Below are 15,752 nucleotides of genomic sequence, written 5' to 3' on the forward strand. Positions count from 1 at the left end.
TTAAGAAATATTGAATAATAATGAATTATTTAGTTATTTATAACATAAATAAAAATATATGTATGAGTTTTTTATGATATAATTACATTAATAGTAAAATGATAAAAAAGTCCGAATTTCAGAAATATTTTCAAATCCATAATTTAATTGAAATATCAAATACATTTAAAAATAATTTATTAAAACATTTGAAGCGATTAATACGGAAATTATACTAAATGTAGATGCGGAATTATTATTTTTATGATATAGTTCATAATATATAGTGTTTTGAAAAAATTTAACTATTAATATTAAAAAATTTCTAAAGAATTTAATGAGTATCTTATGAATAAATAATTTGAATATACTTAGATTAGTAGAATAAATAGAAAAGAGGTTTGCAATGGAATACAGTTTATATGAGAAACAAAAAAATACCAACACGAAAATAAATGAAAAACTCCTTGGGGGTTTTAAATATTGGTTATTGGAAGCAGGTTTAACCTCTAAAACAGTACAAAATCATGTTGGAAATGTAGAGTTTTATATTAACGAATTTTTGACATATTATGAAGTGATAACTGCTGATGCAGGGTGGTCAGAGATAGATATGTTTTTCAGTGATTGGCTTATAAGAAAAACATTTGCTACAGAATATACAATAAAGAAAAATATAACTTCACTAAAAAAATTTTATAAGTTCTTATATGAAGAAAATATCATAGAAAAAAAGGATTATGATTTATTTTTAGAGACTATTAAAAAGAATAAAGAATCATGGATTAAAGTAGCTAATCAGTATAATGATAATGTTGAATATTTAGCATATGAAGATGATTACAACAATAATAACATAGAAACAGAATACGATATAGTAAAAGTAAAGTCATTATTTGAAGCAGTAAAAAAGTTTTCTCAACTAAAGCCTTGGAAAGATTTTGGAAACACAGATGTATTTGGGATTAAATTTCATGATGAAGAAGATATTTTTTTCTGTAGTATACTTGGATATGCTGGAGAGGCATTTGGATTATCTATTTATAAAGGTTTAGAAGGAATAGAAAGCTATTTTAAATTACTAGATAGCAAATATGATTTAGAAGAAGAAATGATTCACGTAATGGATACATGTACACTTTACTTTGACGATAGAAAGGATATTGAAAAAGAAGACTATGAATTAATTCAAATGTCGGGAATTACTTTTAATGGGAAAAAACAATGGCCGTCTTTTAGAGTTTTCAAACCTGGTTTTACTCCAAGATTAATAAATCCAAAGGAATTAAATTTATTAGAACGAATTTTTAGTGTAATAAATGATTATATAATAGATCTAAAAGAAAACTATGATAAGGCTTCATTATTACAATATGGAAAGTGCAATGTTAGAGAATATTCTCTAGATAATACCTATACAGATGTTGTATATAGCTATTCAGAGTTACATGAAAAAAATGAAAGAGTAATAGAAATCCCAATTAACTATAATGAATTGCAAGTAAGACGAATAAAGAAAACATGTAAAATAATAGATGATATTTGGGAAATAGATTCTTTTTATCATATAATGCCAGTAGAGGAGAATGAAGAGATTTACTTTCCATCAATATTTTTAACCGCAAGTGTAAATATGGAGATCATAGTTGGCTATTCACTGACACATCCATATAATATAGCTGAGAACGCTCAGAATTATTTATTATCGTTATTTAGTGACAATAAAATAATACCAAAAAGAATCATTCTTTCAGATGAAAAAATCTATATGTATTTAGATGACATTTTTGAAAAACTTGATATTCCTGTTGATGTAGTAGACAAATTAAATGTGATACCAAATATTAAAAAGGAATTATTTAATGATATTTTAAATGATGAGATAGAAAATTAAAAGTAATAATTTTTGGATAACTAATAAGTAAATAACGTGCTAATTTTATGTTAAGAGGGTGGTAGTTTATGATTGTTTTAAATGGGGGATCATATTATCCACAATCAAAGGATATAGATAAAGAATGGATATCAAGGATAAAAAAAGACGATTTAATCATATTTATACCTTCAGCAACAACACGCTCACAAGTGGAGTATTATGAATTTTTTAGGAAACAGATGCTTATATATGGATTGATTAATGTAGAGTATGTTGATTTATATAAGGATTGGAAAAGAGTTTCTGATGCTAAAGTCATATATATAGCTGGTGGTAATACGTATAAGCTTATGGATATAATGAATAAATCAGGATTTTCACAATATTTAATTAAAGAACACAAAGAAAAAATAATAATTGGCAATAGTGCGGGTGCAGTTGTACTTGGCAAAAGCATTGAAACATCTAATGATAGTGACATAATAGGACTTGATAATAAAAAAGGTCTAAATATAGTTGATTTCTCAGTATGTCCACATTATAATGAGGATAAAAAAGATAGGCTTAATAATTTGTCCAAGATGCTAAAACATAGAGTAATAGGACTAACAGAAAAATCTGGGTTAATAATTGATAATGATAATAAAAAAGAGATTAACTGTATAGAAGAATTCAATGGAATACGCATTTAGAACTCCGTATTCCATTTTAATAATATTATGCTTTTTTTAAGTTTATTAATAATTTTAGATATATTTCATAAAGACAAATGTAAGCAAGGTAGGATAGGAAATAACAGTTATATTTTAGTACAATTAGTACATGGAGGTGAGAAAAATGGATTTTATTCAAAACTTGCAGAGAGCAATCGACTATATGGAAGAGCATATATTAGAACCTATTACATATGAAGATGTTGCAAAACATGTATACATGTCAAGTTATCATTTTCATAGGACATTTAGTTTAGTTACGGGTATTACAGCAAATAAATATATCAGGAATAGAAGATTATCTATGGCTGGGCAGGAACTCACTATATCTGATGTAAAGGTAATTGATATTGCTTTAAAATATGGTTATGATTCGCCAGAAAGTTTTACAAAGGCATTTTACAGATTTCATGGTATTGCGCCGAATGTGGCGAGGCGTGCAGGTATGAAATTAAAGTCTTTTAATCGTCTTCTTATTAAAATAAAAGTGGAAGGTGGTACTGTTATGGACTATAGGATTGAAAAACGAGAAGCATTTAAATTATTGGCTAAGGTTGCAAAGTTTAGAAATGAATCGATTTCAGAAGAGGGAAATACTGAAATTCCAGACTTTTGGAAAGAATGTGGCGAAAATGGCACATTTGATGTTCTCAAACAAAACACTACTAAGCATGATACTTATGGAGCTTGTGCACCAATATCAAAAGAAAGTACACATTTTGACTATGGCATAGGTATGGAATTTAGTGGTGGTAATGTACCGGAGGGATATACCATATGGGAGGTAAAACCTACAGTATGGGCCGTATTTAAATGTATTGGGGAAACCGGAGATTGTATAGGTGAAACATGGGAAAAAATCTTTTCAGAGTTTCTTCCTGGTTCAGAGTATAGTATTATTGATGATACTGATTTTGAATTGTACTCACAAGATAATGATGCAGATTGTTTTTGTGAAATATGGGTTCCTGTTGAGAAAAAGAAATAAGTATAAATTAATTATATAAGATTATAAATACCCCCCATATAGCTTTAGCTAAATGGGGGGTATTAACTTAATTCAACCATTTATATGGTATTAAAAAAGTCCAAGGAATTGTTATTATTGCAATTGTAAGCGCTAATTTAAATCTAAGTTTTACTTCTTTTATATACTTAAATGTACGGTAGTAATTAAATAAGTATATAAATAAACATGATACAAGCATTGCAAATACAACTGTCAAAAATCCTGCAACATTACTAAATGGATTATAACTAATTGCATTAGTAACCTCATAAGGTATATCAAAGGTATTATCTACGACAGTTAGCGTAAGAAACAATATAATAGCTCCAATAAAATCTGCAATAAAACCAAATATCCAGACTTTAAGTATGTTTTTTTTATAAAATGATTTTAGATCAAATTGATAGTTTCGTAATTTAAAAGCATAAAAACAACCAATTACCACTAGAGAATCAATTACAAAGTTCCCTGCAAGAGTAAATAGAATTACAGGTGGTAGAAATAGAATAATCCAGATTGGAAAAATAACATTATAAAGCTTAATTTCTTTCATATTTATTATACTCCTTTTATGATGTATTATAGACATTTTTTATGCTATATGATGAGGGATTGCAGCAAAAATAACTAAATAACATGAAAATTAAAGACAGTAATTTGGCTAATGAAAAAAAGTAAGTCATATTACTGTTTTTCTAATAAGAACTCTTAAACTATTTTGGTAGAGTTGTACCAAAATCTTGTGCGAAAATTCAATGATAAGTCAATATCTTTTTAGTACATTTTATTATAAAGAGTTTACCTTTTATTTAAGATCATTAATTTTTTTGCGTATGATATCAGCTACTTCTTTTTGACAAATGATTGAATTATTCTTTTTAAAATATGATCTTAGAAAATCTTTAAAACTTCTTATTATTTCACTTTCTCGAATAATTGTATTATCAGATGTTTCGTAGTTTGCATAAGAAGGTATGATATATAACAATTCTTCGCCTAATATATAAAAAGACGACTTAATTGATGTAAATTCATTATTATCTTTCATCAAGTAGAGAAAGTAGTTGTTTTTCTTTTCGATATAGTATAATAGATTTTCAAGTATAGAACTTATTTCTTCGATATTAAGAACAATTTCACCAAGCAAAAGATATTTTCTCTTTTTTACAAAGCTATCAAGTGCCTTTAATGGTATGATTTCAACAACTGTATTATTCTTCAGCCTACTTTCGAATATTTTTTTTCTGTCTATTAAAAGATCTGCGAATTGTTTTGGAGCATTAATTTCACTGCATTTATTCTTTATAATTTCTGTAGGAAATGAAAGAAAACAGTTTTCAGGTTGTAGAATATAACTGTCTGCACTGATGTTTTGCTCAAATTCCAGTAGATACGACGAAAATGTTATTTCATCTTTTGTATTGATAAATAAAGGTAAACAGTCGGTTTTTACTTTGTCATACTCATCTATTAACACATCTATAACCTCTGATAAACCATTAGAATAGAATATGCCTTTTTGACAATCAGATGAAATAGTGATAGCCATTTCATTATTCATACATACTAATGCTGGCAAAAACTCATGATGTCCGTCAGAATAACCAGGTGCCATTGTATAGTAAGTTTTGTAAATATTTTGATAGCTAGCAAGAGGCAGCAATGTCTCTAATATTTTAAGGTTATAGCATTTATTAGAATCTAAAAAAGTGCTTCTAAAACGTATAATATGTTCGATGGTGATATCTTTGCTACTTTGTTTTAAATCTTTTAATAACGATGATAAAAGGTTCATTATCTCAGTCATTTCTGGTTGCAGAATGATTTTTATTGTTGTTTTTGTTTTTGTATTTTTAACCATTTCTAGCAATTTACAAATTGCAAGTATAACCTCATTTTTTGAGCTAAGAGGTAGGATTGTTGATTTTTGCAATTCTGAAAAAAACATATTGTTGTCTGGTCTTAGAGTAATATCATAAGAATAATCCTTATTATGGACATAGTAACTTAATATATTATGGATAATCTTTCTGCTTTCGATGATATGAGTACCATATAAAGAACACTCATAGCTCTCTAACATTTTGTTATATTCTGAAACTCTTAGATTGAGTTTTGAAGATATAATTTCGAGCAATTCAAGTGTAGGGACTTGTTCATTTCGCAAAAAACGATATAGCTGTGAACGGTTTATACCGATCATAGTTGAAAATAGTTTTTTATCTATTTGTTTAATAATGAGTAATGTTTCTAAATAATCGCCAAACTTGTACATCTGCATAAAAACTCCTGTGAATATTTATTTTTATTAATTATATTACAATAGCAAATCAAAGTCAATTTTAGTTTTTTAAAGTAAAACAGTTTTAACATTAAAAGTTAAATACAGATAACAAGAAGTGTTCGATTAAATTTCGAAATACATATATATAAATATGGATGATATATCCGAAATATGTTGTTTGAATAGATAACTTATAATATAATGAAGAAAAGAATATAAAGGGAGCATGTGAAAAACTTTTAACAAAAATAGAGTAGTTGAGATTTTAATAACACATATCAATAAGTATGTATAACTATGAGGAGGTATAATAATGTTATCTAAACACTTGTGTAAAAGAATTGTTAGTGTAATATTAATTATATGTATGGTAGGACTTGGGTTACCTATTCATGCATTTGCTAATATCAATCAAACAAAGTTTAATTCAGTAGATGAGAACCAAAATATACTCAGTCAACTACAGGAGATTAACGGAGATATTTCTAACACTAGTGATATAACTGAGTATCTAACTGATTTGGGTATTATTGATGAGGATGGGATTGTAGAGACATCGATGATTAATATTGACGGAAAAGATTTTACTTTACAGGAAGTAAAGGCAATGCTAACAACGGATGATATAGATTTAGAAAAAATTGTATCTGTGGATGGGAGTGAGCTTACTCTAAATAACCTTAAAACCATGATAGAGATAGAAGATGAGATAAGCAGAATTAAAAATGAGTATTTTAATAATGACACCGAATTAACCAAGGAGCATGAAGTTACTTTTAATTCATTAGTAAATCAGATTAGCACATCAGGAATAGATGTACAATCAGATACACAAGCTGTAGATTGGATTTCTCCATCAGGCATAGACCATCAGGCACGTGTGTCATATGAAATTTCAGGTCCTTACTATGCAAATTATAGTTCTGAAAATACTGCTACAGTTACATTTGAGTTAAATAGGGTAAATGAACAAGAGGTTTCTTTCTCATACAATATTTACTCAGGTAGTGCAAGTAGTGAAGGGTATGAACACCACTTTACAGTTGATGATAGACAAGGCAGTATTGTTTTTGCACCAGGGGAAACGGAAAAAACAATTGATATTGTTATAAACCAATTGACAAATGATCCAGAAAAATATGGACTCTCATCAGAACTATCAGAACCGATAGAACCGTATATGCCGAATGAATTTTGGACTGAAGATAGAATACTATATATAAATTGTAATAATATAGAAAATGCTTTATTTGAAAATGAAAATGAAAGCATGACTATTCCTGTAGCAATTAAAAATCAATTTGATTTGGAGAACTGTTATAAAATTGCTAAAGAAATTTATTTACTAGATATATCTAAGATAGAAAACGGGACAAGCTTTGTTGATACACCAGGAAAATATAGGGATATAGAGAATGAGCTAATAATTACTAGTGAAAAACCTATTACTTTTGAAGCTAGAGCCATGATAGATACAGGCGTATTTTCACATATAAATCTCCCTATTGGATATTTTTTGAATGAAAATGGAGGAAATGGAAATATCAAAATAAATATTTCTTCTGAATATCATAATGGGGAAACATATGAACGTCAATATGAAATACCAATTGAAAGTAGTGAAAATAGAAATGATTTTAACCTAAAGGATACCGAGATATATAACCTTGGATTTAATAGTCAGGATGGACTTTTAAATGGTATTATTGAGAATTTTGATGTAGTTTTTGATTATTCAGGACTCGAAGGAGATGTAGATACCTACTTTTGGGATGATAATGATGTTTTCATAAAAAATCAAATGGATTTTATAGATAAAGAAAAACCTTATGTTAAATATGTAAAAGCATCATGGGACACTTATGATTTAAGAGAAAATATACCTATAACAATTACATACTCTGAGCCTGTTTATATAGATGACATAAGTATAAATGTAAATGGGACAGAATTATTACCAATGGAAAGTAATGGAACCATATCAAATAATGTAAGCTTTTTATATGAGGTAGAAACATATGGATTAGAATCATTAAATGTGACAAATATACAAGGTGCTAGAGATTTGTCTGGTAAAATGCAAGATGAAGAAAGTGTAGATACTATTACAGTTATAATTAATGAGCCTAATGTAGAAAAAGCCTTTGATACTGCCCAGGTTAATGTAAATATTGAGGGAGGGGATAATGCTAAAGGTGATATTACGGTATCCTTAAGTGAGGATGATGCCCTTAATGATTTGGTGGTAGATATGCTAAAAAAAGCTGGTACAGTAGATACAGATAGATGGTTACCAAATATTATGGTTAAAGTGATAGGAAAAGACGGTACAGTCCAAAATGTTAACCTGTATGCTGATAATGATGATATGACAATTACAAAGCTAAAGGGTGAGTTTGATGCACCTATTAATTTGTCAAATGAAAATAAACACTATATAGCAGAGTTCTATTTTGATGAAGATATTACTGATTCAGAAGGTTATAAGCTTTTATATGCTCTGACAGCGGAGTATGTTATAGAGCCAATCGTTTTTATCGATGACAATGAGGATCTAGAAATAGTTTATAAAAATTGGCCCTTAAATAATATTGTTTATGTATATGAAAACACACCAGAGATTTCATTAAATTATAATGTAAAAAACAATGCTACATGGCAAAGTGAAGATGATTTTCAATGGTTTAGTAGTGATGTTACTGTTGCCAGCATTGATAAAGCAGGGAATATTATTTTCACAGGAAATGAGGGACAGGTTACTTTTACATTGAAAGCATTAAACGGAGGAGCTGATGGAAAAGAGTTTAGCATAAACAGTAAAACTCTTGTAGTAAAAACAAAACAAGAATCCTTTCTTTATGTTCCTGAGGTTGTTAAAAACATTGAAACAACATTAGGAAATAATGCTAAGGTTTATTATGCTACAAATTTAACCTTAAATAATAGGTTGTTTGCAGGTGAAGAAACTGTAACCAACTATTGTTATCGTCTGTATGAAGCAGAATATGAAAGTTTAGAACTCCAAAAAGGAAAATTGGTACAGGAAGAAATACTTACTGCAAGTGATGATAATGATATTTTTTCTTATACCATAGATAAGAATGTCCTTAATAATATTTCCCTTAAGGGAAGGTATAGTTATATATTAGAAATATCAGCACAGGATTTAAAGACTGGCGAAACATTATCTACATCCGCTTATATTGCTGTAAGAGGGTTACCTGCAAAAGCAAATTTAAATAAACCAGAAAAATATTATATAATAGATGATGCTGATCATTTTGAGGTAAGCTGTGATATAGAAAATCTTATCATTGATGATGAGACTGAGTTTGGTATATCGGTTATCAAAAACGAGGAGGATGGATTTGTATTTTATACAGATAGTTTAGAAGATATTGATAAGAACCACTCAATATCAATAGAGAAAGTGGATAATGATAGATTATTAGATATGTACACAGTATCTTTAAAAGCTAAAAATAGGGTAGAGGATGCTTTTTCATATGACTCTTATGTTTTATATGTGTATAATTCGAAAGCTCTTAAGATATTGGTTAATGGAACTAAAATGGACAGCTTTACAATGAGCAACGGTGATATATTATCTACTATGACTAGTGATGAGATTCTAGCACTAAACAGGAAAATAAATATATCAGATACATTGAGTATTAATAATAATGATTATAATTGGAGCAAAATAGCTGATAAATTTAAATGGGAATCTAGCAATGATGATATAGCATCTATCAAATATAATGATGGTGGGTTTTATAAAAATATTGAGGATTATACTTACTCTTCATTTGATCCTAACAGTAATCTTTTATTACAGGGAAAACAAAGTGGGAGTACTATTATAAAAGCAATACATGATTTAACAGGTATGGAGGCAGATTTAGATGTTACGGTAGATAATCTTGAAGATAAATTATACTTATTCAATGTTTTTCCAAGAACGGAGGCTAATGCATACTATACTAATGGAAAAGGTGTAGAAAAGCAAACTATTACAAATAATAAGGGAAGTATTGCTATTTATGAAGAAAGCGGTATAGAAAGTGATGTATGCTTCAGCTCAAACTATAATAGTTCATTTTATAGTGGTAGTATTGAAAAAAAAGACCTAATTTCTAATCAAAATAACATTTTTGATTTTGGTCTATATCCACAAAATAATATAATGATGTCACCATTCCTTTCTAAAAGAGATATCCATCTAGTAAAAGAAAATGGGGAGCCTTATAATGGAGATGTGATTATTAGGGGCGGGGTATACAGGAATGATAAATACTGTCCAGATGCAAAGATTAATAATATAAAAGGGTACGTGGACCAAACTATTCATGTAAACAATGGATTATTAAAACTAAATTTTAATGCTAATGAATTTATAGCTAACTCTTATATGCCTCCGATTACCCCTAAAGATAATATAGAATTCATAATTGAAGTTAGATTTAAAGATAATAATTTTCGTCCAGAAATAATAAAGCTAAGTTCATATAATGAAAGGTATATCAAAACATTACAAAAGATTGATGCTGATAGAATTAATAATAATATTGGTATAATATCACAGACTGTAGAAACAAATGGTAGAGTGGAACAAGTACCAGAAATATTTGGTATTAATCCTGAAGATTCTGATCCTACTATTATTACAGAGGTATTGCTTCCTAAATATGTTGATACATCATGGGTTAAGTATCGTGACAATTCTTATGGATATCCACATAATCAATACTCAGAAGGTGTAACCTATCCTTTTTCAAGTTTTGTTATTGTAAAAAATGTATTTAAGCCTTCTCAATATGTGAAAAGAGTAAATCAAGATTGGCAAGGCGGCAAAAGAAATCTATCTATTAAATTCACAGAGAATACTGGATACTATCTAGAAATACCAAATGCTTTAAGTTTAGTCAATTTAACTGGTTACGGAAATGTTGAAAATAGTTCTGCGGTGTATAGTGAGGCAAGTAAAATCACAGCTGATATAATAAAAGCATCTGAAATAAATATTCCTAATATTGGAAATATAGATGGAATACTTGAGAAAACTTTAAGAAAATTAAGTAGAAATAATATTGATAGCAGTTCCTTTAGTCTTATTGTTTCTCCTACAGAAGATCCACGTGTATATAAAGGTATATTAAAAATTGCCGTAGGTGAAATGAGTCATGAAAATCCAACAGGTGTTTACATGGCTGACAAGAATTCATCATCAGGTAAGAATCTCATGCCGGGTCTTACTGATTTAATAAGCATGCAAAAAGGTGAATATCTAAAAAATGCAAGAGAAAAAATGAATGAGGCAAAGGAGAAAATGAAGGATGGTAAGCGAAATTCAAATACCGAAAAAACATTCGGTGGGGGAGCATATATTGAATGTGAAATCTCTTATAATACAAAGGCAAAGAAATGGGATTTATCCATTTTAAAAAGTGATACATTTATTGGTATTGGATGTGCTTATGTAACTGATTATAACGCTAAAGTAGGACCGGTTCCTGTTACTGGACAATTTAAAACAGGATTATCAGGAGAAATAGGACTAAAAACCATAATTAGTAAGTACAATGAAGAAGATATCAGAAATTATATAACCGAGCTTCGTATTTATTTATATGTGAAGGCATTTGGAGGTATCGGTTTTGATTATTCAGTTCTTGCTTTGAAAATAGGTGTATTTGGTCAAGTGAGCGTTGATGGACAATTCCTATTTTTAAATAATAAAAATCAGAAAAGGAATGGTCAAAAAATAACCCTGCTTGGGAGAACAGGAATAGAATTTGAGGCTAAAGCTCTATTTGTTAAATATGAAAAGGTAATAGCATCTGCAACATTTCTAAACAAATCCTTTAAATTCAACTCATATAATTATATTAAAAATCTTTATCCAGAATCAGGAAATAAAGCTACAGGAGCTCTTAGCTATAGAGGGGTATATTTAGAGCCTGTTTCTGAAAGTGTCACATACGAAGATAGATCATACCTTAGTACCTTTGATAGGAAATGGAGTACATCTATGCTTAGTAGGGCATTAGATGACGAAATTAATATTATCGAGACTAATGCTTATCCATATGCAAATCCTGCATGGACTGATGACGGTATGATTATGATATATTTATCAGACATGGGCAGTACAGACATTGATGATACAGCGGTATGCTTTACAAAAAATATTGGGGATACGTATCCATTAGGTAAAGAAATAGATAGCTCTGATTATGCTGATACAGATGTTAAAATTGATGGTAAAGGAGATTTTGCTGCAGTTACATGGATAAGATGTATGAATTCCTTGGATAAGAGCCATGGTGACGAATTGACGGGTGAGGATATATTGACAATGACTACAGGTACAGAAATAATGGCAAGTATATATGATGGTACTGATTTTACTACAACAAGACTAACTAATAATTCCATGCCTGACATGGCACCTGTAATTGCTACAAATGGTGAAAAAGTATTAGTTGCTTGGAGAAGTTTATATGCTAGTGATATGGATAATCCTTTAGATTTTGATGGTAGAGATAAAATAATGTATTCCATTTATGATGATGGTGAATGGAGTGATGAAAGGTGTCTGTATGATGGTAGTACAGATAAAATTAAAGGGATTAATGCAAAGATGTTATCAGACGGAACATCAGCAATAACTTATCAAATACAAATAAATGATACAAATAATACAGAAATTGCTTGTGCTATCCTTAATGAAACAGGAGAAGTTGTGAATAATATAAGGATAACAAATAATGAAATTACAGATGAAAATCCACAAATAACATCAGTGCTTTTTCCTGATGGGGTTGAGCGATTTATTATAGGTTGGAATACCGTAAATATTCAAAACGATATTGAAGAAAATGGAATCAGACTGTGTGCGATAAACGATAAGGCTGTTTTATATCCAGAATTTGAAAAGCAAATTAGTAATGCAGGTATAAGCAATTATCAAAGTTTTCATTTTACTAAAGGTGCTAAAAGTCTAGATGATTTATCTATTGTGTGGAAAGAGCCTTATACAGAAGTTAAAGAAAGTGAAGAAGAAAGCTATAGGATAGATAAAGATATCATATATGGAATGAAGTTTATAGAAGATAATGATGATATAGTAGAATCTCCTAAGATAAAGCTTATAGAGCTTGATGATTATAATGTGGTTGATTTCTTTGATTGTTTTACTAATGCTGAAACAAAAGAAATTAATTTAGTAATGCAAACCTCTGATTATAGTAATGACGAGGTAAAGAGTATTGAGACAACAGATGGTGATATAATATTATTGCCAGTTTCAAAATCCAATTTATCTGTTGCAAAAGCAGGTTATAAAAACAATCTAATTGTGGAAGGAGCATATTTTTCCTATGATGATTTAATACCTGAGATGGATATGCCTGTCCAGTTTTGCCTTTTTAATGAGGGTATAGAACCCATTACAAAGGTGACTATTAACCTTTCAGGTGATATACATGTATTTGAAGAGGATACACTTATACGACCAGGTGAATATAAGAATTTTACAGTTTTTTATACAGTACCTGAAAAGATTATTAATCCTGACTATAGTGTTAAAGCAGAATTTCTAACCTCTAATGATACAAAAAGTGATAAATTATATATGGATATTCCAGATGTAGGTATATATCGTATTGACATTACTAAGGAAATGGAAAGAGAACGTAGCTTTAATGTCCACCTATATAATGATACTTTTTCAAAGTTAACACTAGGAAAGCATGTGGTAAAACTAGAATTGTTTAACAATCCTAATCTAGATGGAAGCCCTATTGATTCTATTGCTATTTCTGATGCTAAAAGTCTAGAGTGGATTAATGATGGGATATTCACTCAAAAAGTTTCTTTAGATGAAGAAACTCTGAAAACTTTTTCAGATGAAAGTGGGGAAATACCAGAAGAAGGCTTTAGATTATACTTTAGTACAGTTATAGAGGAAAATGGTTGTCCTATTCGTGAGGTGAATATAGGAAATAATACGACCTATGTTAAATTACACAGCCTACTTACGAAAAATTGTGAGGATACATCCATTACAACTGTAATGGAAAATGAAACAGGTAAAAGTATTGTTAAGTTAGAGGTTTTAAACAACTCAATGAATGAAATAAATAACGGTAATATAATCGTAAATCTAAAAGATGAAAAGGGAAATATAATCGAAACTAAACAAACCTATAATTCCCAAGCTATAGGTAAGGGTTTAATAATGATGGGAGGAGAAGAAAGACTAAATAAAACATTTAACTTCAGTAAGCTAGGTGTTTCAAGTGATGTGATTTTCTCACGTGTTAATGAGGATAGTTGTTTGCTTGATGAATTAAAGTTTAGTGGCGTATATTTAGATTTTGATAAAGATGTTCATGAGTATATAGTTCAAGTATCAGACTTGATTGAAACGCTGATAACAGTAGTACCTGAATATCCTAATGCTAACATAACTATTTCGAAAAATGGACAATTAATCTCAGATTTAGAGGCCTGCAACTTGGAAAATGGTGAAAATACCTTTGAAATATTTGTAAAAACAAACGCAAATGACCAGAGATATACAGTTATTATTTACAAAGGCATAGATGAGAAACTGAGTACACCAAATAATAGAAATAAAGATTATAAATTCCAAAATGATTACAAGATAGAGAAAAATAGAAAGGTAGTGAATGGTAGAATAGAGCTGTTTTATAATATTAGTAATATAAAAACAAAAGATATGAATATTTCGATACCTGAAGAACATCAGAAGATAACAATGACTATCGATAAAGAGAGTGCACAAAATATGCTTGCTAAAAAGGGCACGATAACCATAGAAAATCAGGGTTATGATCTTAAAGTACCCGTAAGTAATTTAGACCTCAGAGATAATGAGAGTCTTACATTAGAGCTATCAAACCTTGATGATGAAACTTATAATAATGTTTTAAATATGCTGTACTCTCAAAACTTTAAAATGAATGCTGAGCCTGTAATGATAAAGTTATATGGAATAAACAATCAAACACAAAGATACATAGACGGATTCTTTGATTATATACAGTTATCATTTTCATTAGAGGATAAATTCTTATCTGATGCAATAACTCTTTTAAGGTATGATAATAATTCAATCAATCACATTCCTACTGGAGTATATGGAAAGCAGTCTACTTCACTTATGCTGCAATCAGGTATATATGTATTGGCCTTAGGTGATAAAACTTTTGAAGATATAACTAATCACTGGGCAAAAGATTATATTGAAAATATGTCATCAAGAGCACTTTTATATGGAAAAAGCAGCACAGATTTTTGTCCTGATGATATAATGACACGGGCTGAGATGGCAACGCTAGTTCATAGGTTGTTAGCACTTTTAGAAAAGCAAAGTGAACCTAGCTTTTATGATGTATTACAAGGTGCATGGTATGAAAAATATGTGTCATCAGTGGCTTCATATGGACTTATGGTAGGCTATACAGATAATAGTTTTGGTGTAAACAATCGGATAACAAGACAAGAAACAATGGTGCTGATTGATAAAGTCATGACATTTGTTGGGCTAGAAACTGATCTCAGTGATGAAGAAATAGAGACTACTCTTTCTGAGTTTGATGATAGTGAATATATTCCTAATTGGGCAAAAAAATCTGTTGCTATGTGCGTAAAAACAGGAATTGTAAAAGGCTATGACAATAAGATTAGTCCTTCAAGTACAACCACAAGAGCGGAGATTGCTAAGATGTTTTATATATTACTAGATTTAATTACAAAGCAATAATAAATTAATAACTAATGGAACTAATATGTAACACTTAAATATAGACGATATTCAACAGGTATCTTTTTGATCATAAACGCCAGGATTTCAGTGGAATA

The 15,752-nt window shown here is 29.3% G+C and carries 6 protein-coding genes; 4 read left to right on the forward strand and 2 right to left on the reverse strand.

Annotated features, from left to right (window positions below; all coding sequences use genetic code 11):
- Positions 1 to 385 precede the first annotated feature (385 nt).
- The 3 genes from AYC61_RS20140 (at position 386) to AYC61_RS20150 (ending at position 3,556) form a co-directional block, all read left to right on the forward strand.
- Positions 386 to 1,873 (forward strand): DUF7309 domain-containing protein, encoded by a 1,488-nt coding sequence (locus tag AYC61_RS20140; protein ID WP_066507504.1) that lies wholly within the window; start codon positions 386 to 388, stop codon positions 1,871 to 1,873.
- Between the two features lie 68 nt (positions 1,874 to 1,941).
- Positions 1,942 to 2,547 (forward strand): Type 1 glutamine amidotransferase-like domain-containing protein, encoded by a 606-nt coding sequence (locus AYC61_RS20145; protein ID WP_066507507.1) that lies wholly within the window; start codon positions 1,942 to 1,944, stop codon positions 2,545 to 2,547.
- Positions 2,548 to 2,692: 145 nt separating this feature from the next.
- Positions 2,693 to 3,556, forward strand: a complete 864-nt coding sequence (locus AYC61_RS20150; RefSeq protein WP_066507511.1) for an AraC family transcriptional regulator — start codon at positions 2,693 to 2,695, stop codon at positions 3,554 to 3,556.
- 67 nt (positions 3,557 to 3,623) lie between these two features.
- On the opposite strand, the gene AYC61_RS20155 is transcribed toward AYC61_RS20150, so the two are convergent.
- A complete protein-coding gene (locus AYC61_RS20155; RefSeq protein WP_066507514.1) occupies positions 3,624 to 4,130 on the reverse strand; it encodes a hypothetical protein in 507 nt (168 codons plus the stop codon).
- A 252-nt stretch (positions 4,131 to 4,382) separates the two neighbouring features.
- The gene (locus AYC61_RS20160) at positions 4,383 to 5,852 is read right to left on the reverse strand and encodes a transcriptional regulator (RefSeq protein ID WP_066507517.1); all 1,470 of its coding nucleotides are present in this window, start codon (positions 5,850 to 5,852) and stop codon (positions 4,383 to 4,385) included.
- Between the two features lie 322 nt (positions 5,853 to 6,174).
- Here AYC61_RS20160 and AYC61_RS20165 point away from each other — a divergent pair, with 322 nt between their 5' ends.
- Positions 6,175 to 15,654: an S-layer homology domain-containing protein gene (locus AYC61_RS20165; RefSeq protein ID WP_066507521.1), complete on the forward strand. Its 9,480-nt coding sequence runs from the start codon at positions 6,175 to 6,177 to the stop codon at positions 15,652 to 15,654.
- Positions 15,655 to 15,752 lie beyond the last annotated feature (98 nt).

The organism is Abyssisolibacter fermentans (assembly GCF_001559865.1).
GTDB lineage: Bacteria > Bacillota > Clostridia > Tissierellales > MCWD3 > Abyssisolibacter > Abyssisolibacter fermentans.

Coding starts and splice junctions, on each gene's coding strand:
- AYC61_RS20140 (WP_066507504.1), top strand. CDS start 386: ATGGAATACAGTTTATATGAGAAACAAAAAAATACCAACACGAAAATA.
- AYC61_RS20145 (WP_066507507.1), top strand. CDS start 1,942: ATGATTGTTTTAAATGGGGGATCATATTATCCACAATCAAAGGATATA.
- AYC61_RS20150 (WP_066507511.1), top strand. CDS start 2,693: ATGGATTTTATTCAAAACTTGCAGAGAGCAATCGACTATATGGAAGAG.
- AYC61_RS20155 (WP_066507514.1), bottom strand. CDS start 4,130: ATGAAAGAAATTAAGCTTTATAATGTTATTTTTCCAATCTGGATTATT.
- AYC61_RS20160 (WP_066507517.1), bottom strand. CDS start 5,852: ATGTACAAGTTTGGCGATTATTTAGAAACATTACTCATTATTAAACAA.
- AYC61_RS20165 (WP_066507521.1), top strand. CDS start 6,175: ATGTTATCTAAACACTTGTGTAAAAGAATTGTTAGTGTAATATTAATT.